This window comes from Kitasatospora sp. NPDC015120, from assembly GCF_043080305.1.
Lineage (GTDB): Bacteria > Actinomycetota > Actinomycetes > Streptomycetales > Streptomycetaceae > Kitasatospora.
The window spans coordinates 216,343-237,114 of sequence record NZ_JBIBVJ010000012.1 but is presented as its reverse complement, the minus strand read 5'-3'; the positions used below and the strand labels follow the sequence as shown (position 1 = coordinate 237,114).

Sequence of the window (20,772 nt, the reverse complement as noted above, 5' to 3'; positions counted from 1 at the left end):
CGCCCGGCGCTACCGTTCACGGGTGCGCACACATATCGTCTGGGACTGGAACGGAACGCTCTTCCACGACATGGAGGCGGTGCTCGGTGCGAGCAACGCCGCCTTCGCGACCATCGGGGTGGGCCCGATGACGCTGCAGGAGTACCGGGAGCAGTACGAGATCCCGATCCCCCGGTTCTACCAGCGGCTGATCGGCCGGATGCCCTCCGAGGACGAGTGGCTGCGCCTGGACGACGCGTTCCACGACCGCTACCGCGAGCTGAGCACCGCCTGCGGCCTCACCGAGGGCGCCCGCGAGCTGCTGGACGGCTGGCGGGCGGCCGGGTGCAGCCAGTCGCTGCTGTCCATGTACGAGCACGAGCGGCTGCTGCCGGTGGTCGAGGGCTTCGGCCTGACCGGCCAGTTCCTGCGGGTGGACGGGCGCAACGGCCCGGCCGGCGGCCAGAAGGCCGAGTACCTGGTCCGGCACCTGGCCGCGCTCGGCGCGCAGGTGGACCCGGCCCGCACGGTGCTGATCGGCGATGCGGCGGACGACGCGCTGGCCGCGCTGGAGGCGGGCGCCCACGCGGTGCTGTACACCGGCGGCTCGCACACCCGGGAGAAGCTGGAGCCGGTCGGCGTGCCGGTGGTGGACACCCTGGCGGAGGCGGTGGAGCTGGCCGGCCGGCTCGCCGGGTAGCGGCGGGCGGCCGGGCGTGGCGCGGGCCACGTCCACCGTTGGCGTGTCCGGGCGGGCGAAGCGGCCCGCCGCTGGTCAGGCTGGACGGGTGCCGGGCCCGTCGTCGGAACGGGCCGGCCGCCCGACGAGGAGCGGAGCCCGCCATGCCCATCGACGCAGTCACCCAGGTCCCGGTACCGGGCAACGAGCCGGTGCTCGGCTACGCGCCCGGCAGCCCGGAGCGGGAGCGTCTGGTGCGCCGGCTGGACGACCTCGCGGCCGAGCAGATCCCGCTGCCGATGACCATCGGCGGCGAGCAGCGGTTCGGCGGCGGCGAACGGATCGACGTCGTCCAGCCGCACCACCACGCGGCCAGGCTGGGCGTGCTCGGCAACGCCACCCGGGAGGACGCCCGGGCCGCGGTGGACGCCGCGCTGGCGGCCGGGCGGGAGTGGCGCTCGCTCTCCTTCGACGACCGGGCGGCGGTCTTCCTGCGCGCCGCCGACCTGCTGGCCGGGCCGTGGCGGGAGACGCTCAACGCGGCCACCATGCTCGGGCAGTCCAAGACCGCGCAACAGGCGGAGATCGACTCGGCCTGCGAGCTGATCGACTTCTGGCGCTGGAACGTGCACTTCGCGCGGGAGATCCTGGCCGACCAGCCGGTCTCCTCGCCGGGGGTGTGGAACCGCACCGACCACCGCCCGCTGGAGGGCTTCGTCTACGCGATCACCCCGTTCAACTTCACCGCGATCGCCGGCAACCTGCCGACCGCGCCCGCGCTGATGGGCAACACGGTGGTGTGGAAGCCCGCGCCCGGCCAGACGCTGGCCGCGCACTACCTGATGCGGCTGCTGGAGGCGGCCGGACTGCCGCCGGGGGTGGTCAACCTGGTCACCGGCGACGGACAGCAGCTATCCGCGGTGGCGCTCGCCGACCCCGCCCTGGCCGGACTGCACTTCACCGGCTCCACCGCGACCTTCCGCGCGCTCTGGCAGACCGTCGGCGCCAACATCGGCGGCTACCGGGCCTACCCGCGGATCGTCGGGGAGACCGGCGGCAAGGACTTCCTGCTGGCGCACCGTTCGGCCGACCCGGAGGTCCTCAAGGCGGCCCTGATCCGCGGCGCCTTCGAGTACCAGGGCCAGAAGTGCTCGGCGCTCTCCCGCGCCTACCTGCCGCGCAGCCTCTGGCAGCGGATCAAGGACGACTTCCTCGGCGAGGTGGACGCGCTGGCCGTCGGCGACGTCACCGACCTGTCGAACTTCATGGGCGCGCTGATCGACCGGCGCGCGTTCGAGAAGAACCGGGCCGCCATCGACCGGGCCAAGGCCGACCCGACGGTCGAACTGGCGGCCGGCGGCCAGTACGACGACGCGATCGGCTGGTTCGTCCGCCCGACCGTGCTGGTCTCCTCGGACTTCCGCAACGAGATGTTCCGCACCGAGTACTTCGGCCCGATCCTGGCCGTCCACGTCTACGAGGACTCCCGCTGGGACGACGTGCTGGGCCGGGTCGACGCGGGCGCGCCGTACGGGCTGACCGGCTCGGTGGTCGCCCAGGACCGCTACGCGATCGCGCAGGCGGTGGAGGCGCTGCGGTTCGCCGCCGGGAACTTCTACATCAACGACAAGCCGACCGGCGCCGTGGTCGGCCAGCAGCCCTTCGGCGGCGGCCGGGCGTCCGGCACCAACGACAAGGCGGGCGCCGCGCAGAACCTGCTGCGCTGGACCTCGGCCCGGTCGATCAAGGAGACGTTCGTCCCCCCGACCTCGCACGTCCACCCGCACATGGGCTGAGCGTCCACGCTCCGCACACGGATTCCGCACGGCGCTCCGGGCGAAGTTTCGGCTTTCGGCGCAAACCGGCAGGCTGATTGGACAAGCTGTCCAGGACGGCTCGATCTTCCTGCAGGTTTGCGCCTGGTTGTCCCCTGACACCTTGGATTGATCCCGTTAGGCTGGCTGGCGTCGTCGGGTGGTTCCGCAGAGGCCGAACGTCTCGTCCTACCCGCTGCAGAGGTGTTCCATGCGCGCCTTGGGATCCTTTCAGCAGGACGGTGCGGCAGGATTGCGGGAGACCCCGGCGGTGCGAACCGAGACCACCACCGAGTCACGCAACGGCGCGCGACAGGAGCCAAGAAGTCATGCAGACCAAGCTGGACGCAGCCAAGGCCGAACTGCTCAGGAAGGCAGCAGCAGCCGCTGAGAACAGCCAGGTGGGGGGAGCGGCGCCGGGGGAGGGACTGAGCAACGGCGCTCTGTCCGCGTACCTGCACCACTACTACCTCCACACGGCGCCGGAGGACCTGGTCGACCGCGACCCGGTCGACGTCTACGGCGCGGCCGCCTCGCACTACCGCCTGGGGCTCAAGCGCCCGCAGGGCACCGCCGAGGTGCGGGTGCACACCCCCTCGGTCGAGGAGAACGGCTGGTCCTGCGGCCACACGGTGGTCGAGGTCGTCACCGACGACATGCCCTTCCTGGTCGACTCGGTGACCAACGAGCTGTCCCGCCAGGACCGCGCGATCCACGTCGTCATCCACCCCCAGCTGGTCGTCCGCCGTGACATCACCGGCAAGCTGCTGGAGATCCTCGACGTCGACGCCTGCGCCCGCAGCCAGGCCGCCGGCACCGAGTGGCCGGCCGACGCGACCGTCGAGTCGTGGATGCATATCGAGATCGACCGCGAGACCGACCGCGAGGACCTCCGCGAGATCGAGACCAACCTGCGCCGTGTGCTCGGCGACGTCCGCGAGGTCGTCGAGGACTGGGCCAAGATGCGCGACTCCGCGCTGCGCCTGGCCGACGAGCTCGCCGAGCAGCCCCCGGCCGGCCTGCCCGAGCAGGAGGTCGGCGAGGCCTGGGAGCTGATGCGCTGGCTCGCCGACGACCACTTCACCTTCCTCGGCTACCGCGAGTACGACCTCGTCGAGCACGAGGGTGAGGAGGTCCTGCGGGCCGTCGCCGGCACCGGCCTCGGCATCCTGCGCTCCGACCCGATCAGCCGCGACGAGCAGCACCACGCCGTCAGCGAGGCCTTCGGCCGGCTCTCCGCGCCGGTGCGCGCCAAGGCCCACGAGAAGAAGCTGCTCGTCCTCACCAAGGCCAACAGCCGCGCCACCGTGCACCGCCCCGCCTACCTCGACTACGTCGGCGTGAAGAAGTTCGACGCCAACGGCGAGGTCATCGGCGAGCGCCGCTTCCTCGGCCTGTTCTCGGCCGCCGCCTACACCGAGTCGGTCAGCCGCATCCCGGTGGTCCGCCGCAAGGTCCAGGACGTCATCGCCGCCTCCGGCTTCTCCACCGAGAGCCACGACGGCCGCGACCTGCTGCAGATCCTGGAGACCTTCCCCCGGGACGAGATCTTCCAGACCCGGGCCGCCGAACTGCTCCAGATCGCCACCAGCGTCCTCTACCTCCAGGAGCGCCGCCGGCTGCGGCTGTTCCTGCGCCAGGACGAGTACGGGCGCTACTTCTCCGCGCTGGTCTACCTGCCGCGCGACCGCTACACCACCCGCATCCGGCTGCGCCTCATGGACATCCTGATGCAGGAGCTCAACGGCGCCTCGATCGACTACACGGTCTGGTCGACGGAGTCGGTGCTGACCCGTCTGCACTTCGTCGTCCGGGTCACCCCCGGCAGCGAGCTGCCGCAGCTGACCGACGCCGAGGTCGAGCGGATCGAGGCCAAGCTGGCCGAGGCCGCCCGGTTCTGGATGGACGGCTTCAACGACCAGCTGCACACCGAGCTGGGCGAGGAGAGGGCCGCCGAGCTCTCCCGCAAGTACGCCAACGCCTTCCCCGACGGCTACCGCGCCGACTTCACCGCGCGCACCGCCGTCGCCGACCTCAAGCAGATCGAGTCGCTGCAGGGCGAGGGCGACTTCCGGCTCAACCTGTACCAGCCGGTCGGCGCCGGCGACGACGAGCGCCGCTTCAAGATCTACCGGGTGGGCGGCCCGATCTCGCTCACCGAGGTCCTGCCGGTCCTCCAGCGCCTGGGCGTCGAGGTGCTCGACGAGCACCCCTACGCGCTGACCCGCTCCGACCACACCACCGCCTGGGTCTACGACTTCGGCCTGCGGCTGCGCGAGGCCGTCGAGCTCACCGACGAGGCCCGCGAGCGCTTCCAGGAGACCTTCGCCGCCACCTGGACCGGCAAGGCCGAGAACGACGGCTTCAACGAGCTGGTCCTCACCGCCGGGCTGACCTGGCGCCAGGCGATGATGCTGCGCGCGTACGCCAAGTACCTGCGCCAGGCGGGCTCCACGTTCTCCCAGGACTACATGGAGGACGCGCTCCGCAACAACACCCACACCACCCGCCTGCTGGTGAACCTCTTCGAGGCCCGGCTGAGCCCCAGCCACCAGCAGGGCGCGCTGGAGCTGACCGAGGGCATCCTGGAGGAGCTGGCCGGGGCGCTGGACGAGGTCGTCTCGCTGGACGAGGACCGCATCCTGCGCTCCTTCCTCCACCTCATCAAGGCCACCCTGCGGACCAACTTCTTCCAGCACGACGGCTCGGGTGCGTGGCACTCCTACGTGTCGATGAAGTTCGACCCGAAGGCCATCCCGGACCTGCCGGCCCCGCGCCCGGCGTTCGAGATCTGGGTCTACTCGCCGCAGGTCGAGGGCGTGCACCTGCGCTTCGGCAAGGTCGCCCGCGGCGGTCTGCGCTGGTCCGACCGGCGCGAGGACTTCCGCACCGAGATCCTCGGCCTGGTCAAGGCGCAGATGGTGAAGAACACCGTCATCGTGCCGGTCGGCGCCAAGGGCGGCTTCGTCGCCAAGCAGCTGCCGGACCCGTCGGTCGACCGTGACGCCTGGCTGGCCGAGGGCGTCGCGTCCTACAAGACGTTCATCTCGGCGCTGCTGGACATCACCGACAACCTGGTCGGCGGCGAGGTCGTCCACCCGGCCGACGTGGTCCGCCACGACGAGGACGACACCTACCTGGTCGTCGCCGCCGACAAGGGCACCGCGACCTTCTCCGACATCGCCAACGGTGTCGCCGAGTCCTACGGCTTCTGGCTGGGCGACGCGTTCGCCTCCGGCGGCTCGGCCGGCTACGACCACAAGGGCATGGGCATCACCGCCCGCGGTGCCTGGGAGTCGGTCAAGCGCAACTTCCGCGAGCTGGGCCACGACACCCAGAGCGAGGACTTCACCGTCGTCGGCATCGGCGACATGTCCGGTGACGTCTTCGGCAACGGCATGCTGCTCAGCGAGCACATCCGGCTGGTCGCCGCCTTCGACCACCGCCACATCTTCCTCGACCCCAACCCGGACGCGGCCGTCTCCTACGCCGAGCGCCGCCGCCTCTTCGAGGTGCCGCGCAGCTCCTGGGACGACTACGACAAGTCGCTGATCTCGGCGGGCGGCGGCGTCTTCCCGCGCAGCGCCAAGTCGATCCAGCTGTCGCCGCAGGTGCGGGCCGTGCTGGGCGTCCCCGACACCCGGCTCACCCCGGCCGAGCTGATGAAGGCCATTCTCCAGGCGCCCGTCGACCTGTTCTGGAACGGCGGCATCGGCACCTACGTCAAGGCCTCCACCGAGACCAACGCCGAGGTCGGCGACAAGGCCAACGACGCCATCCGCGTCAACGGCGAGCAGGTCCGCGCCCGGGTCGTCGGCGAGGGCGGCAACCTCGGCTGCACCCAGCTCGGCCGCATCGAGTACGCGGCCGGCGGCGGTCCCGAGGGCACCGGCGGCTGGATCAACACCGACGCCATCGACAACTCGGCCGGCGTGGACACCTCGGACCACGAGGTCAACATCAAGATCCTGCTCAACCAGGTGGTCGCCGACGGCGACATGACGGTCAAGCAGCGCAACACCCTGCTCGCCGAGATGACCGACGAGGTCGGCCGCCTCGTGCTGCGCAACAACTACGCGCAGAACGTGGTGCTGGCCAACGCGGTCGCCCAGGCGCACAGCATGGTCAACGTCCACTCCCGGATGATCAACCGCCTGGAGGCGGACGGGCAGCTCGACCGGGCCCTGGAGTTCCTGCCCACCGAGCGGCAGATCCGCGAGCGCCAGCAGAACGGCCGGGGCCTGTCCCAGCCCGAGATGTCGGTGCTGCTCGCCTACACCAAGATCACCCTGGCCGACGAGCTGCTCGCCACCGACCTGCCCGACGACCCGTTCTTCCGCACCGCGCTGCACGACTACTTCCCGAGCGCGCTGCGCGGCCGGTTCGCCGAGCAGATCGACCGGCACCCGCTGCGCCGCGAGATCATCACCACGCTGATCGTCAACGACACGATCAACCGCGGCGGCTGCACCTTCGCCTTCCGCCTGAAGGAGGAGACCGGCGCCACCTACGAGGAGGTCGCCCGCACCCACACCGCCGCCCGGGCCGTCTTCGGCCTGGAGGAGATCTGGTCGGAGATCGAGGGCCTGGACAACAAGGTCCCCGCCCGGGCGCAGACCAAGATGCGGCTGCACGCGCGCCGCCTCGTCGAGCGCGCCACCCGGTGGATGCTCAACAACCGGCGCCAGCCGCTGGACATCGCCGGCACCATCGAGTTCTTCCACGACCGGGTCAACCAGGTCTGGGGCTCGCTGCCCAAGCCGCTGCGCGGTGACGACCTCGTCTGGTTCGAGAAGGTCTACGGCGAGCTCACCGGGGCCGGCGTGCCGGAGGAGCTGGCCACCCGGATCGCGGGCCTGTCCTCGACCTTCCCGACCCTGGACATCACCGAGGTCGCGGACCGCTCCGGCAAGGACGTCGCCCAGGTCGCCGAGCTCTACTACGACCTCGCCGACCGCCTCCAGATCACCCACCTGCTCGACCGCATCATCGAGCTGCCCCGCACCGACCGCTGGTCGTCGATGGCCCGCGCCGCCATCCGCGAGGACCTCTTCGCGGCCCACGCGGCCCTGACCGCCGACATCCTCGCCTGCGGCCCCGACGACGCAGCCCCCGAGGAGCGCTACACGGCCTGGGCGGACCTCAACTCCACCCTGCTGAACCGCGCCAAGAGCACCCTCGACGACATAAGGGGTTCGGACAACTACGAGCTGTCCAGCCTCTCCGTCGCGATGCGCGTCATCCGCACCCTGCTCCGCACGGGCTCGATGCGCTGACCCCGGCCGGCACGGCAGTACGGCGGGCCCGCGTCCTCTCCCGGACGCGGGCCCGCCGTCGTGCTGTCCGGCCGCGGAACTCCTCCCGGGCGGCGGACAGGTGGAGGTGTGGAGTTGTCGCAGCGGGGACGGATACGGGATGGCGATCAGTGGGCGTTCGGGGAGCTGTTCGACGAGACGGCGGGTGATCTGTACCGCTACGCGGTGCGGGCCACCGGGGACTGGGCGGTCGCGGAGGACGTCGTCCAGCTGACCTTCCTGGAGGGGTGGCGGCTGCGGCACAAGCTGCGGGACGACGGCGGGGCGGTGCGGCCCTGGCTGTTCGGGATCGCGGCGAACGTCCTGCGGAACACCGTCCGGACGGCGCGCCGGCACCGGGCGGCGATGGAACGGCTGCCGCCCCGGGAGACGGTGCCGGACTTCGCCGACGAGCTGGTGGGGCGGCTCGACGACAGCGCGCAGCTGGCCGCCGCCCGGCGGGCGCTCGGGCGGCTGCGCACGGCCGAGCGGGAGGTGTTCGGGCTCTGCGTGTGGGCGGGGCTGGACTACGCGGGCGCGGCCGAGGCGCTGGGGGTGCCGGTCGGCACGGTGCGTTCGCGGCTCTCGCGCGCCCGTACCAAGCTGCGAGCGCTCGCCGAGGAAGAGCTGAGGAACGGGCGGGAACCGCGCCCGGCCCCCGGACAGGTACGGGTTGGCCGCGTCGGAGCGGCCCGGTCGACACGGGAGACGAACCGATGAACGAGGACGAACGTGCCGAGCTGGACCGGCTGGTGCCGGGACCGGCGAGGCCCGAGCTCTCCGCCGACCGCCACCGGTTGTTGAGGGGACATCTGATGAGTGAGATCCGGGAGACGAAGCCCGCGCGGGCCCGTCGCGGCAGGCTCGGCTGGGTGGCGGTGCCCGCACTGGCGGGCGGACTGGCACTGGCGGTGGTGCTGAGCAGCGGCGGCGGCGAGGGCGCCCCGGCGCCGCAGCAGCAGGCCGCGCAGCAGACCACCGGCACGCTGGACGCCGCCCCCGTGGGCGCCGTGCAGCTGCTGACCCAGGCCGCCGACACGGCGGCCGGCAAGCCCGACCCGAAGCCGGGCAAGAAGCAGTTCGTGTACGTGGACAGCCTGGTGGCGTTCTCCAGCGTCAACCTGGCCACCGGCGAGTCGAAGGTCGACCCCGCCCACCGCCGCCAGGCCTGGTTCTCGGTGGACGGCGGCCAGTGGGGCGTCCTCAAGGAGGAGCGGGGTGACGGCAAGGCCATCGCCCCGGAGAAGACCAAGCCCGGGGAGCCGGCGCCGCGCACCGACGGCGGTCACTGGCTCGACCCCAACGCCAGGCCGTCCCTGAACGCCCCGACGTACGAGTACCTGGCCGGGCTGCCGACCGACCCGGACGCGCTGCTGAAGAAGATCTACGCCGAGACCAAGGGCCAGGGGCAGACCCCCGACCAGGAGGCCTTCGCGACCATCGGCGACCTGCTGCGCGAGCAGCTCGCCCCGCCGGCGGTCAGCGCCGCGCTCTACCGCGCCGCCGCGAAGATCCCCGGCGTCACCGCGGTGGACGACTCGGTGGACGCCTCCGGCCGCCACGGCGTGGCCGTCGCGCACGTGAACGCCGGCACCCGCACCGAGTGGATCTTCGACCCGAAGACCCACGAGTTCCTCGGCGAGCGCGAGGTGGTCGTCGGCGAGGGCAGCGAGACGGGCAAGCCCGGCACGGTGATCGGCCACTCCGCCGTCCTCGGCCGCGGAGTCGTCGACCAGCCGGGGGAGGAGCCCGGGCAGAAGAACGCCTGAGCCGCGACGGCTCCTCCGAAGGACAGGTGAAGCCGTGGGGCCCGCTCGTAGCGGGCCCCACGGTGTCGTCCGGCGGACGGTGCCTGTGGTCTGCCGGTCCCGTCGGGCCACCCTCGGGAATAACTTGTGCCGCATATAGCTTGTAGCGCATACTCTGGGCGTGGCATGGGAAGTCTCGTTACATGAAGAGGTCGATGCCTGGCTCGTTCGGCTCAGCGAGGAGGAGCCGGGGATCGCCGACCAGGTTGCGGCAGCCATCGACAAGCTTGAGGCCGATGGGCCCACCTTGGGCCGACCGCTTGTCGACCGGATCAAAAGGTCGAAGCATCACAACATGAAAGAGCTGCGGCCTCGCACGAGCAGTGAGACCGAGATCCGCATCCTTTTCGCCTTCGACCCCGATCGCGAAGCCATCCTCCTGGTCGCTGGTGACAAGACCGGCGCCTGGAACAGGTGGTACGACGAGAACATCCCGGTCGCCGATGCCCGCTTCGACGAGCACCTCGAAGCACTCAGGGGAAGATGAGGAGAAAATGGCCAGGTCCTGGAAAGAGGTCCGGCCCGAGGTTGTTTCCGATGAAGCCCGGGTCGCCACGCATCGCGCCAAGCTGGACGCCGAGGTCCGCGCCTACCGGCTCGCGGAGATCCGCAAGGAGCAGGCGCTCACCCAGGTTGAGGTCGCCGAGATCATCGGCGTGACCCAGCCGAACGTTTCCCGCCTGGAGAAGGGCGAACTCGACGCCGCGGCGCTTGCCACGATCCGCGCCTATGTGGAAGCCCTTGGCGGCCGGCTTCGCCTGGTCGCCGATTTCGGCGACCGCCAGCTGGTTATCCAGTAGCGCGGAGGCGTCGAGCGAAGCTGTGGGGCCCGCTGCAAGCGGGCCCCACAGGCGTCTCCGGGTGCCTCAACCGCACGGCTGCCCCTTGTGTCAACCGGTGATGATCGCGCCATCGAAGGCCGCATTCCGGTCCGATGATCGGTTCCTCGGGACGATCGCCTGCGGGCCTTCGAGAGGCATGCCAGGGTGTCGTCATGCCATATGTGAAATGTCACGTATGGCATTCCCCGGAGGAGGAGTAGGACGATGCGAACGAACCGACTCGCCCTGGCGTTGGCCGGTGCTGCCGGTGCGGTGGCGATGCTGGCGGCGCCGACCCAGGCGAGTGCCGCCCAGGCCGGTGCGACGGGTGCGACCGCCACGACGGAGATCTGCAGCTCGACCAAGCTGCAGGCCGGGCTGGCGACCTGGCTCTGTGCCGAGGTGAACGGCAGTGACGTGCAGCTGGTGGGCTGGATCTACCTGGCCGGTCCGCCGAGCCCGGGCGGCCCGTACCCGCAGCCCGAGGACCTGGTGACCGTGCTCTCCGGCGAGGTCGTGGGCGGTGCCTCGCTCGGCACGGTCAACAAGTGGACGCGGTTCAACCTCACCCAGACCCCCGTGCGCGGCGTCGGCGGGACCGTGGCCTGCGGTTCCACCGTGCACGGCAGCTTCAGCGTCACCAAGCCGGGCTGGGGGTCCACGCCGGTCACTCTCGACGCCGTGGTGCCCTGCTGACCGGCAGGTAGCGGGGGTGGACGCGGCCCCGGGGTTCGGGGGACCCCGGGGCCGTTCTCAACAGCCGGGTGCCGTGGTGAGGCCGCGTTGCCCTCGGAGGGCAGCGCGGGCGCGGGCAACGCCGGCGGTGGTCGATTCGACGGGGGCGGCCGGTCTGGGCACGAGGCCGGCGCAGGCGCGGCAGAGGCCGGGGCGGGGAACCGGGTCATGGCAGCCGGGGCACTCGGCGTAGGCCGGGGGAGCGGCCTCGGCGCGTGGGGGTGGCAGCTTGCGCTGGAGGCGGTCGCGGAGGATCGCGACGGGCGAATGCAGGGGTGAAGGCAGGCCCGGGAGCAGGGCATGGGCCAACTCCACGGCGGTGCTGCCGCGTTCGAGCCACTGGCCGACGAGCGGTGCGAGCGTCCGCGCCTCGGGCTCGCCGAGCCGCAGACGCGGTTCGGGGCGGATCGCGCGGAAGAGCGCCGCCACCGCCGCCCGGGTCTGCTCGTCGGGCAACTCGACGGGGAGGGTGGGTACTTCTTCCGGGTTCTTTTCAGGAAGGGCGTCAGTGCGGCCGGTCTCCCGCCCACCGGCGACCGGACGGGCGACACCCGGTGCCGCGCGTTGCGGGACGTCGAAGACGTGGGCCTCGGACCGAATGGTCCCGTCGGCCAGCCGGACGCGGACGACCCGGTAGTACCCGGCCTCGGTGAGCTCCTTGAGCGCCCGCCGGACGGCGCCGCGCCCCTGGGTGCTGGTGTCCGCCATGTGCCGCCCGTCCTCGCGCCAGCCATCACGCCGGGAGAGCAGATCGGCGAGCAGCCCGCGCGCGGTGTAACTGAGGCGGCGATCCTGCAACAGGCCGTTGGGAAGCACGGTGAATGAGCGCGCGTGGGCGCTACGATGAATCTGCATCTGGAGGTCTTGCTCCTGGTGCCGGGCCCCGGGGTGTTGGTAGCACCGCCGGGGTCTTCTATGTTCTGTTGATAATGCGGAACGTAGCACATCCACCACGCAGAGTGCGAAGTACTGGAGGGGTGCAGTACGGTTCTCGGGTGTCCTGCGGGTCGAAGCCTGCTGTCGCTGTCCTGCCCCACTCTCCGTCAACTGTCGCAGTGCTGAGAGATGGTGGGCTGACGGATGGGGTCGACCTCTGCATGCAGGTGGGGCGCCAAGCTGAACTCGGCGGTGACCTTTGGTTTGGGGTGAGGCCGAGGGCGGTGGCCCTCGGCCTCACCCTGGGGGATCGGGGTCATGTGGCGGCTCCGATGGGGTGGGGGCCGCACTCGCACCAGACGACCTTGCCGATGCCGTTGGGGCGGGGGGAGTGGCCCCAGGCGAGGGAGAGGGCCTGGACCAGGAGCAGGCCGCGGCCGCAGCCGTCGGTCGCGGCCGGCCGTCGGGGGACGGGAGGGTGGTCGCTCGCGTCGTGCACCTCGATGCGCAGGCGGGTGTCATCGACGTCGAAGGACACCCGGATCAGGCGACCCGGCATCCCCGAGTGCAGCACGGCGTTGCCGACCAGCTCCGAGGTGAGCAACTCGCCCACCTCCAGGAAGTCCTGGCCACCCGGCACGGTGTCGAGCAACTCGCGCAGCATCCGCCGCGCGAGCCACGCCGATCTGCGGGAGCGGGGGAACCAGGCGTCGCGGGCGGCCGTGGGGTCGGTGGGCCTGTCGGTTCCGGGCATGGGGGAGCCACCTCCGGTGGGGTTGAGGGATGTCCGGGCGAACTGGCAGCCCGGAGGCAGGTATTGGGCATAGGGATGCCCGGTCGTCGACCGCAGCGATTACGCTTTGTGCTGCAACCGTCTACTCCACGTAGCATGCTCTGGTTTCTAGATCGTTTGCAACGTTTCCCGGAGAAACGGTGAATTGGCTTTCCATGAGCTGCTCGGGGTGCAGACTGGCTGTCGATCAGAGGGGGTCGAATGCAGGGAGAGCGTCCATCGAGTGCGCCATCGACGGTGCTGGGGCGGCAGTTGGGCGATGAGCTGCGTACCATGCGGGAGCGCGCCGGCCTGACGACGGCGGCGGTCGCCGTCGAACTGGACTGCACCAAGGGCAAGATCTCGCGAATCGAGAACGGCCGCAGCCCGGTGCGGGGCCCTGATCTCACCGCGATGCTCCGCCTGTACGGAGTCGATGAACAGGCAGTTCAAGCGCGTCTCGCCGAGCTGGCTCGCGCGGCGAACAAGCGGCGACGCGGGAGCGGCTGGTGGAGCGAGTATGGCGATGTACTCGCCGACACCTACCGCGACTTCATCGAGTTGGAGGCTGCCGCATCGTCGGTGCGGACCTTCCAGAGCCAGATGATCCCCGCGTTGTTGCAGACGCCGGACTACGCGCGTGCGCTCACGGTGGCTGGGCGGCGGTGGAAGAAGCCGGAGGAGATCGAGCAGTTCGTCACAGTCAGGTTGATACGCCAGAACCGATTGACCGCCGAGGACCCGCTGTCGGTCTGGGTGGTTCTGGCCGAGGGGGCGCTGCGCCAGCAGGTCGGTGGCCGGGACGTCATGAAGGCGCAGCTCGACCACCTGGCGAGATCGGCGGGCATGCCAAACGTGACCGTCCAGGTGGTTCCGTTCCGGGTCGGAGCGCACGCCAGCATGGCGGGACCATATGTGATTCTCGGGTTCCCGTCCGAGGCGGCGATGGATGTCGTCCTCCTGGACAACCCGTCGGGATCGATGTGGCTTGAGGGCGTGAAGGAGGTGGAGGCGTATCAGGGGCTCTGGGACGATGTTCGAACCAAGGCGCTTTCACCTGTGGAATCCCTGGAACTGATCAACTCGATCAAGGAGTTCGGCGCATGACCCAGCCCTTTGACCACTCTTTGGCCAGGTGGAGGAAGAGCACGTTCAGTGGGCCCGACAACGAGTGCATCGAGGTCGCGGACGGAGTGCCCGGGGTGCTCCCCGTTCGTGACTCCAAGGACCCTCTAGGCGCCACTCTCCTGTTCGCGCCCGATGCTTGGGCGGCCTTCGTCGCGGGTGTCCGTGCGGGGGAGTTCTGCGCCGGCGAGTGAGTGTTCTTCATCGGCGGGCCCGCGTCCTTGGACGCGGGCCCGCTGTTCGTTTCGATTCCTCCCTGGCCGTGACCCATCCGGGGCGCGGCCAGGGCCTGGTCAATCACTTCTCTGTTTTCTTCCATCCCCTCGAAGCCTCAGCGGGCCGCGGCGCGTTGGAGGGCGCTGGCGAGGAGGGCGAGGTCGGTGGGGCCGTTGCCCAGTTCGCGGACGGGGCGGCGGGCGGGTGGGGCGCCGAGGGTGAGGGGGTCGATGGCGACGACGGTGGGGCGCAGGGTGGCGGTGCGGGGGATGCGGCCGCTGATGCGGGCGGTCTGGAAGGCGGTGACGCCGCCGTCGGGGAGACGGAGGTAGCCGCGGCCCGGGGTGGTCTCGGGGAGGGCGGCGGCGTCGCCGAGGTGGATGAGGAGGTCGGAGTCGGCCGGGTCGTCGGTGCGCAGGGCGATGCGCAGCAGGGCGGCCTCGTCGACCTCGGTGCCGGTGGTCTCGTCGGGCCGGCCGGTGGTGACGGCGAGGTGGATGCCGAGCGGGCCGCCGCGGCGGGCGACGGCGGCGAGGGCGCGGGCCAGCGGCCGGCCGACCGGGGAGGTGGGGGAGAGCAGGGCGTCGTAGTCGTCGACCACGACGACGAGGCGCGGCGGGCACGGCCCGGCGGCGGGGGCGGCCGCCGCGGCGCCGGGGGAGTCGGGGCTGCGCGGGTGGATGACGCGGGGGGTGGCGGCCGGGGCGGCCGGGGCGCCGACGGTGGCGGGGACCGGGACGGGCTCGCCGTCGAGGATGCGGGCGGCGTGCCAGGAGGCGAAGTCCAGCCCGTCGAAGAGCTGCTCGCGCAGCGCCAGTTCGTCCTCCAGCGCCTCGGCGGCGAGCAGCGCGGCGCGCGGGTCGGCGGCGGCGTTGACCCGGCCGGTGACGTGCGGCAGTTCGCTGCACCCGGCGAGGCCGTCCTCGGTGGCCCGCCCCTCGACGATGCTGACGGCGAGCCGTTCGGGCCGCTCGGAGGCGGCCAGCGAGGCGACCAGGGTGCGCAGCAGCTCGGTCTTCCCGGAGCCGCGGGCGCCGCCGATCAGCAGGTGGGGGCCGCCCGGGTCGGGGGAGGGGAGGGCGAGCTCGGGGTCGGCGAGGTCGAGCACGCACAGCTCGTCGCGGGTGGTGCCGAGCAGGGCGGTGGCGGCGCCGATGCCGCCGGCGTGCGCGGCCCAGCGGGCGGAGAGCTTGGCCGGGGTGACGGTGTCCAGCTGGAGCAGGTCGAGCAGGCGCAGCGCGTCCGGCAGCGGCCCGCGGTTGGCCGGGGCGGCCTCGCGCAGCGGGGCGAGGACGCGGGCGAGCCGCTCGGCCCAGGCGTCCGAGACCGCGTCCAGGGAGACCTCGTGCAGGGTCTCGCGGCCGCGGGTGACCGGCCCCGGGCGGTCGAGCGAGAGCTGGGTGCCGACCTCGCCGGTGATCAGCGCGGTGGCGCCGAGGCCGCGGGGCAGCAGTTCGGGCTGTTCGGCGAGGCAGACCGGGAAGATGCCGACGGCCGGGCCCTGGCGCAGCAGCAGGTCCAGCGCCAGCCGGGCGGACTCGGTGCCCGGGCGGCCGTCGACCACGACGACGGTGGCGGGGTGGCCGCCGAGGCCGACCGGGCCGCTGAGCCGCGCGGTGAGTTCGGTGAGCCGGGCGGTGGCCTGCTCGTCGTCGAGGCCGAGCAGCAGCCGGCAGTCCTGGCCCTCGGCGGGGCGCAGATGGGGCAGCCACAGGGCCCAGGCCCAGGTGTCGGCGCGGTCCTGCGGGGGGCGGGCCGGGTCGGCGTCGACCACGACCAGGCTGAGCCCGGTCGGCGGGTGCAGGGCGGCGAGCTGGGCGACGACGGCGCGGGTGAGCGCGTCGAGGCGTTCGCGCGGGCCGCTGAGACCGAGGCTGCCGGCGGTCTGGAGGTCGACGGTGACCGGCACGGCGGGCAGCACGGTGCCGGGGGAGGTGCCGGGGCCGCCGGGCCGGTCGGCGGTGCCGAGCCGCAGGGTGAGCGCGTCGGGGTGGCCGGGGCCGCGCTCCCAGAGCCGGGGGCCGGGGCCGAGGGCGTTGAGCAGCAGGGTGGCGAGGTCGGGCCAGCGCTCGCGCTGGGCGGCGGCCTGCCGGGTGCGGACGGCGGCGTGGTGGCGCTCGGCGCTCTCCTCGGCCGGTTCGGCGGCGGAGCGGCCGAGCCGCAGCGAGAGCAGGCCGCGCCCGCGCCCGGCGGGCGGTTCGGGGGCGGCGGGCGGTTCGGCGGCGGGCGGCGCGGGGCGGACCGGGGCCGGGGCGGCGAGCTGGAGGTGGCCGTGGCCGTCGGGCAGCGCGGCGCGGACGGGCGCCCCGGAGATGTCCCGGGGTTCCGGGGCGGTGACCCGCAGGGTGGTCTCGCCGATCCGCAGCAGGGCGGTGCCGTCCAGCGGGACGGCCTCCTCGGGCGGGCCGGGCGGGACGATCCGGCCGTCGGCGGTGGTGCCGTTGGTGGAGCCGAGGTCGCGGACGCTCACCGTGCCGTCGTCGGCGAGGTGCAGGGCGAGGTGGAGCCGGGAGACGTCGGGGTCGTCGACCGGGACGTCGGCCTCGCCGGAGCGGCCGACCCGGATCTCCCGGCCGTGCAGGCGGTGCACCCCGCCGGCGTCGGGTCCGCCGACGACGCGCAGCTCGGCGGCGGCCGGGGTGTCGTCCGGGTCGTCGGCCGTCGGGTCCGGCTCGTTCAGGGAGAGGACGGCGCCGTCGAGCAGCGGGGGGTGGCCGAGCAGCGTGTGCTCGTCCACCCGGTTGGCCCCGGCGTAGAGGTGCACATGGGTCGCCGCCCGTGGCCCGCGTACGCCGACGGCGCCCGCGAGGGCGCCCGCCAGGGAGCCGAGCGCGGTGCCGACGGGAGCGGTGACCAGCACGTCCACATAGGGGATGGCGGAGCCGGCGGCTGCCGGGCCGCTGCGCGGTCGGAGGACGGTCAGCCGGATCTGCATCTCGCCCGCGGTCCCTTCTGCTGGTGTGACGCCTTGTGCCGCTGCCTCGGGCCGCTGCGGGTGAGCGGGGATGGCCGCGACACCGCTTGGGCCACAAGAGTGGCGAGTGTCATCCTGCCATCCGTCACGGACAGTCCGCGCACCGTACCGGATTTGACGATCTTGCGATCATCGCCATGGTGGAGGCGACGGAGAATCAGGTCAACCGGCGCCCGGAAGGGCAGAGCCCGCGACCGCCGTGGAACCGTCCGCGAACGCTCCGGGTCTTCCCGTAGGGGATGTCCCCCAACCCGGGCGAACGCCCCTGCCGGTCGCCTCCGAAACGTCCACGGACCCCGTTAGAGTGGCCGGAACACGGGCCCGGCAGGCTCACCGCACCGGCGGAGGAGCGCCCCGCGCGGGCGGCACGACGAGGAGTGCGAGTGCGGCCAGTCGGCAGCAAGTATCTGCTGGAGGAGACCCTCGGACGGGGAGCCACCGGCACCGTCTGGCGCGGCCGGGTCCGCGCCGACGTCGAGGTACCCGGCAGCGCGCCCGGGCAGCTGGTGGCGATCAAGATCCTGCGCGAGGAGCTCGCCGCCGACCCGGACGTCGTGATGCGCTTCCTGCGGGAGCGCTCGGTGCTGCTGCGGCTGACCCACCCGAACATCGTCAAGGTCCGCGACCTGGTCGTCGAGGGCGAGCTGCTGGCCCTGGTGATGGACCTCGTGGACGGCCCCGACCTGGCCCGCTACCTGCGCGAGCAGGGCCCGTTCAGCCCGATCGCGGGCGCCCTGCTGATGGCCCAGGTCGCCGACGCGCTGGCCGCCAGCCACGCCGACGGCATCGTGCACCGCGACCTCAAGCCGGCCAACGTGCTGCTCGCCACCGCCGTCGTCGACGCGACCGAGCAGATGCACCCGATGCTGACCGACTTCGGCATCGCCCGGCTCGCCGACTCCCCGGGGATCACCCGCAGCCACGAGTTCGTCGGCACCCCCGCGTACGTCGCGCCGGAATCCGCCGAGGGCCGGCCGCAGACCTCCGCGGTGGACGTCTACGGCGCCGGGATCATGCTGTACGAGCTGGTCACCGGCCGCCAGCCGTTCCAGGGCGACAATCCGCTGGCGATCCTCCAGGCGCACCTCGCCCAGGAGCCACAGCGGCCGTCGACCATGCCGGAGCCGCTCTGGACGGTGATCGAGCGCTGCCTGCGCAAGGACCCGGCGCAGCGGCCGAGCGCGGTGTCGCTGGCGGGCGCCCTGCGGGTGGTCGCGGCCGGGGTGGGCGTGCACGCCTCCCCGGCGGCCGTGGACGCGGCGCTCGCCGTCGGCGCGCTGCTCGCGCCCGACCCGCAGCCGGCCGCCGTGCCGGGCGCGCCGGTGGGCGTGCCCGGGGGGCTGCCGGGGGGCGTGCCGTCCGGCGCCGAGGACCGCACCCAGGTGCTCCCGGCCGGCCAGCAGCCCGGTCAGCAGGACCGGCCCGGCCAGGGGCAGCAGTACGACCCGGCGGCCGCGACCCGGGTGATGGGCACCCAGCCGCCCCCGTTCGATCCGGCGGCCGCGACCCGGGTGATGCCGCCCGCCGCGGTGCCCCCGCCCCCGCCCGGCCCGCCGCAGGCCGAGACCCCGCACCCGTGGCAGACCCAGCTGCGGGCGGCCCGGGACCGCAACCAGCAGACCGAGATCGCCTACTTCGGGCCCGAGGACTTCGAGGCCCCGCCGGTCGCGCCGCCGCCCTACCAGGCCGGGGCGGCCGGCCGCCCGCCCCAGGGCGCCCCGCAGGGCTACCAGCAGCCGGGCCGGCACCAGGGCCACCCGGGTCAGCACCCCGGCCAGCAGCCGCCCGGCGGCTACCGGCAGGCCCCGCCGCCCGGCTACGCCCAGCGCCCCCCGGTCGCGCCGCCGCCCTACCAGGGCGGCCACGGCGGCCAGGGAGGTCCGGACGGCCGCCCGCAGCCGCCCGGCGGCTACAACCAGCCCCCGCAGCCGGCCCCGCCGTACGGCGGCCGGCAGCGGCAGCAGCAGCCCCCGGCGGCCCCGCAGCGTCCCGCCCCGCAGCAGGCGGCCCCCGCCGCCCCGCCGCGCCGGGCCGAGCCGCCCGCGCCGCAGCACCGCGAGCCCCCGCAGCGCCGCGCCGAGCCGCCGCGCGAGGCGCCCCGGGAGGCGCCGCGCCGCGAGCCGCGCCCGCGCAGCCGCAACCGGATGTACATCCCGGGCCTGGGCTGCCTGAAGGGCTGTCTGATGGTGCTGCTGGTGCTGGCGCTGGCCGTGGTGGCGCTGTGGAACTTCACCCCGCTGCCCGAGTACTGGGCCGACGTGCAGGACTGGTTCACCAGCGCGAAGGACTGGGTGACGGACATCTTCAGCAGCGCGAAGAACTGACCGGGGACGCGCGCGAGGAACCACGAAGAGCACACAGCAGGACAACCGGTCCCGGGGGGCTTTCGATGAAGGTGCGACACACGTCCGGCCGGTGGGGAGCGGCCCTGCTGGGCGCTCTGCTCGCCGTCGCGGGGGCGCTGCTGCCGGCCGGACCGGCGGCGGCCGGTGCGGCGTGGACGCCGCACTGCGGGCAGTACGAGACGGTGCCGGTGGCGGGCGGCCGGTACGTGGTGGACAACAACGCCTACGGCCCCGGCACGGCCATGTGCCTGGGCACCGACGGCGGCCCCGGGTTCACGGTGCTGTCGTCGAACGCCTCGGCGAGCCCGCCGGCCGGCCCGGTCGCCTACCCGGAGATCTTCGACGGCTGCCACTGGAACACCTGTTCCACCGGCAGCGCGCTGCCGCTGCGGGTCTCCGAGCTGGGCCGGGCGACCAGCAGCTGGTCCACCACGCTGCCCGCCGGCGGGGACTTCAACGTGGCGTACGACCTGTGGTTCCACACCACCCCGGCCACCCCGGCGGCGAACGGCCAGCCGGACGGGGCCGAGCTGATGATCTGGCTGGACCGCCGCCCGGCCGGGGCCGGCCCCACGGGGTCCACCGCGTACGTGGCCGGGGCCGGGTACACCAGCTGGCAGCTGACCATCGCCGCCAACGGCCGGCAGTGGCCGATGGTCGCCTACCAGGCGCAGACGCCGACCACCTCGGTCACCGACCTCGACCTGCGGGCCTTCGTCCGGGACGCGGTGGCCCGGGGGGTCGTCGACCCCTCCTGGTACCTGGTCTCGATCGAGGCGGGCTTCGAGCTCTGGAGCGGCGGCGCCGGACTGCGCACCGACTCCTTCTCCACCGACGTCCGCCCGGGCCGCCCGACCGGGCCGGTCGGCGCCCCCGGCGGCCAGTGCCTGGCGGACCTGCCCGGCACCGTGGCGGGCGGCCCCGAGCCGGTCGCCCTGCTGCCCTGCGACGGCTCTGCCGACCAGCGGTGGACGGTCGAGACCGACGGCACGCTGCGGCACGCGGGCAAGTGCCTGGGCACCAACGGCAACGCGGCCTCGCTCAATCCGTGCAACGGCTCCCCGTACCACGTCTGGCTGGCCGGCCTGGCCGGCGCGCTCTGGAACCAGGGCGCGGCGGGCTGCCTGCGCGACCCTGCGGCCGGGTCCGTGCCGGGCGGCGGTGCCGATCTGGCCGGCTGCGACGGATCACCGGGGCAGCGCTGGACGCTGCCGGCCACCGTGGTCTGACGCAGCGCCCGGGACGGGGCGTCGCCGTCCCGGACCGCCCGCCCCGCCGGCACCCGCCCGGGCCGCACGACAGGATTGGCTCTTTATCGACAATTCACGAGATTT

At 73.0% G+C, this 20,772-nt stretch carries 15 protein-coding genes; 12 read left to right on the top strand and 3 right to left on the bottom strand.

Translation table 11 applies throughout. The annotated features are described in order from the left end of the window. The first annotated feature begins 22 nt into the window (after nucleotides 1–22). From ACF1AK_RS25505 to ACF1AK_RS25470, 8 genes are all read left to right on the top strand, one after another. Nucleotides 23–679, top strand: a complete 657-nt coding sequence (locus ACF1AK_RS25505; protein WP_391501128.1) for an HAD family hydrolase — start codon at nucleotides 23–25, stop codon at nucleotides 677–679. A gap of 149 nt (nucleotides 680–828) precedes the next feature. Continuing rightward, nucleotides 829–2,454, top strand: coding sequence for an L-glutamate gamma-semialdehyde dehydrogenase (gene pruA / locus ACF1AK_RS25500; protein WP_391501162.1), 1,626 nt, complete (start codon nucleotides 829–831; stop codon nucleotides 2,452–2,454). Nucleotides 2,455–2,801: 347 nt separating this feature from the next. Beyond that, nucleotides 2,802–7,748, top strand: a complete 4,947-nt coding sequence (locus tag ACF1AK_RS25495) for an NAD-glutamate dehydrogenase (RefSeq protein ID WP_391501127.1) — start codon at nucleotides 2,802–2,804, stop codon at nucleotides 7,746–7,748. Nucleotides 7,749–7,856: 108 nt separating this feature from the next. Beyond that, nucleotides 7,857–8,486, top strand: a complete 630-nt coding sequence (locus ACF1AK_RS25490; protein ID WP_391501126.1) for an RNA polymerase sigma factor — start codon at nucleotides 7,857–7,859, stop codon at nucleotides 8,484–8,486. Further along, entirely contained in the window at nucleotides 8,483–9,535 is a 1,053-nt protein-coding gene (locus tag ACF1AK_RS25485; protein ID WP_391501125.1) for a CU044_5270 family protein, read from the top strand. The genes ACF1AK_RS25490 and ACF1AK_RS25485 overlap by 4 nt, the downstream gene beginning before the upstream one ends. A gap of 160 nt (nucleotides 9,536–9,695) precedes the next feature. Next, on the top strand, nucleotides 9,696–10,061 hold the full coding sequence (locus ACF1AK_RS25480) for a type II toxin-antitoxin system RelE/ParE family toxin (protein ID WP_391501124.1): 366 nt from the start codon (nucleotides 9,696–9,698) through the stop codon (nucleotides 10,059–10,061). 7 nt (nucleotides 10,062–10,068) lie between these two features. Further along, the gene (locus ACF1AK_RS25475) at nucleotides 10,069–10,374 is read left to right on the top strand and encodes an XRE family transcriptional regulator (protein ID WP_391501123.1); all 306 of its coding nucleotides are present in this window, start codon (nucleotides 10,069–10,071) and stop codon (nucleotides 10,372–10,374) included. A gap of 246 nt (nucleotides 10,375–10,620) precedes the next feature. Next, complete coding sequence (locus ACF1AK_RS25470; protein ID WP_391501122.1) at nucleotides 10,621–11,091, top strand: hypothetical protein; 471 nt, start codon at nucleotides 10,621–10,623, stop codon at nucleotides 11,089–11,091. A 57-nt stretch (nucleotides 11,092–11,148) separates the two neighbouring features. On the opposite strand, the gene ACF1AK_RS25465 is transcribed toward ACF1AK_RS25470, so the two are convergent. Next, nucleotides 11,149–11,928 (bottom strand): hypothetical protein, encoded by a 780-nt coding sequence (locus tag ACF1AK_RS25465; RefSeq protein ID WP_391501121.1) that lies wholly within the window; start codon nucleotides 11,926–11,928, stop codon nucleotides 11,149–11,151. A gap of 394 nt (nucleotides 11,929–12,322) precedes the next feature. Further along, nucleotides 12,323–12,760 carry an ATP-binding protein gene (locus tag ACF1AK_RS25460; protein WP_391501120.1) on the bottom strand — a complete coding sequence of 146 codons (438 nt, stop codon included), beginning with the start codon at nucleotides 12,758–12,760 and terminating at the stop codon, nucleotides 12,323–12,325. Between the two features lie 240 nt (nucleotides 12,761–13,000). Between ACF1AK_RS25460 and ACF1AK_RS25455 the strand changes: the two genes are divergently transcribed. Continuing rightward, complete coding sequence (locus ACF1AK_RS25455) at nucleotides 13,001–13,885, top strand: helix-turn-helix domain-containing protein (protein ID WP_391501119.1); 885 nt, start codon at nucleotides 13,001–13,003, stop codon at nucleotides 13,883–13,885. Then, the gene (locus tag ACF1AK_RS25450) at nucleotides 13,882–14,097 is read left to right on the top strand and encodes a DUF397 domain-containing protein (protein WP_391501118.1); all 216 of its coding nucleotides are present in this window, start codon (nucleotides 13,882–13,884) and stop codon (nucleotides 14,095–14,097) included. The genes ACF1AK_RS25455 and ACF1AK_RS25450 overlap by 4 nt, the downstream gene beginning before the upstream one ends. A gap of 137 nt (nucleotides 14,098–14,234) precedes the next feature. On the opposite strand, the gene ACF1AK_RS25445 is transcribed toward ACF1AK_RS25450, so the two are convergent. Beyond that, the gene (locus ACF1AK_RS25445; protein ID WP_391501117.1) at nucleotides 14,235–17,054 is read right to left on the bottom strand and encodes an FtsK/SpoIIIE domain-containing protein; all 2,820 of its coding nucleotides are present in this window, start codon (nucleotides 17,052–17,054) and stop codon (nucleotides 14,235–14,237) included. A 422-nt stretch (nucleotides 17,055–17,476) separates the two neighbouring features. Here ACF1AK_RS25445 and ACF1AK_RS25440 point away from each other — a divergent pair, with 422 nt between their 5' ends. Further along, nucleotides 17,477–19,417 carry a protein kinase gene (locus ACF1AK_RS25440; protein ID WP_391501116.1) on the top strand — a complete coding sequence of 647 codons (1,941 nt, stop codon included), beginning with the start codon at nucleotides 17,477–17,479 and terminating at the stop codon, nucleotides 19,415–19,417. Between the two features lie 65 nt (nucleotides 19,418–19,482). Further along, nucleotides 19,483–20,667 carry a ricin-type beta-trefoil lectin domain protein gene (locus tag ACF1AK_RS25435; RefSeq protein ID WP_391501115.1) on the top strand — a complete coding sequence of 395 codons (1,185 nt, stop codon included), beginning with the start codon at nucleotides 19,483–19,485 and terminating at the stop codon, nucleotides 20,665–20,667. The last annotated feature ends 105 nt before the right edge of the window (nucleotides 20,668–20,772 follow it).

Coding starts and splice junctions, on each gene's coding strand:
- ACF1AK_RS25495 (WP_391501127.1), top strand. CDS start 2,802: ATGCAGACCAAGCTGGACGCAGCCAAGGCCGAACTGCTCAGGAAGGCA.
- ACF1AK_RS25475 (WP_391501123.1), top strand. CDS start 10,069: ATGGCCAGGTCCTGGAAAGAGGTCCGGCCCGAGGTTGTTTCCGATGAA.
- ACF1AK_RS25460 (WP_391501120.1), bottom strand. CDS start 12,760: ATGCCCGGAACCGACAGGCCCACCGACCCCACGGCCGCCCGCGACGCC.
- ACF1AK_RS25450 (WP_391501118.1), top strand. CDS start 13,882: ATGACCCAGCCCTTTGACCACTCTTTGGCCAGGTGGAGGAAGAGCACG.
- ACF1AK_RS25455 (WP_391501119.1), top strand. CDS start 13,001: ATGCAGGGAGAGCGTCCATCGAGTGCGCCATCGACGGTGCTGGGGCGG.
- ACF1AK_RS25435 (WP_391501115.1), top strand. CDS start 19,483: ATGAAGGTGCGACACACGTCCGGCCGGTGGGGAGCGGCCCTGCTGGGC.
- ACF1AK_RS25470 (WP_391501122.1), top strand. CDS start 10,621: ATGCGAACGAACCGACTCGCCCTGGCGTTGGCCGGTGCTGCCGGTGCG.
- ACF1AK_RS25445 (WP_391501117.1), bottom strand. CDS start 17,054: ATGCAGATCCGGCTGACCGTCCTCCGACCGCGCAGCGGCCCGGCAGCC.
- ACF1AK_RS25485 (WP_391501125.1), top strand. CDS start 8,483: ATGAACGAGGACGAACGTGCCGAGCTGGACCGGCTGGTGCCGGGACCG.